Below are 400 nucleotides of genomic sequence, written 5' to 3' on the forward strand. Positions count from 1 at the left end.
GATACAGGATGATGCCGCCTTCGTGGGAGCACATGGCGAGTGCCTCGTGAAGTTGGGGACCGCAGTCGCAGCGCTGAGATCCGAAGACGTCACCGGTGAGGCATTCGGAATGCACCCGCACCAGTGGATCGCTCTTCTTTTCCCAGCCCGGCATAAGGAGCGCGACGTGCTCGCGACCGTCGTGCAGTCCGTCGAAACTGACCATGGTGCTCGCCCGGGGTCCCAGGCCGGGGACATCGATGGGGACCTCCACACGGGCCCTCACCTGCACGGCGGGGGAGGGTGCGACGATCACGTCTTCGTTCTCTTCGGTGCGCATGGTCATCCCCACTGCGAGTCGTCCGTCGAATCGGTGAAGGCAGAGATCTCGAACTGCGATGCGTGCTGCGCTGTCTCAGAA

Annotated in this window: 1 pseudogene; it reads right to left on the minus strand. The window is 63.5% G+C overall.

The annotated features are described in order from the left end of the window. A pseudogene (locus tag OO69_RS53805) lies at positions 1-319 on the minus strand (GTP cyclohydrolase); the annotation flags it as partial. Between the last annotated feature and the right edge of the window lie 81 nt (positions 320-400).

Origin of the sequence: Streptomyces sp. NRRL F-525 (genome assembly GCF_000716605.1) — a bacterium.
Taxonomy (GTDB): Bacteria; Actinomycetota; Actinomycetes; order Streptomycetales; family Streptomycetaceae; genus Streptomyces.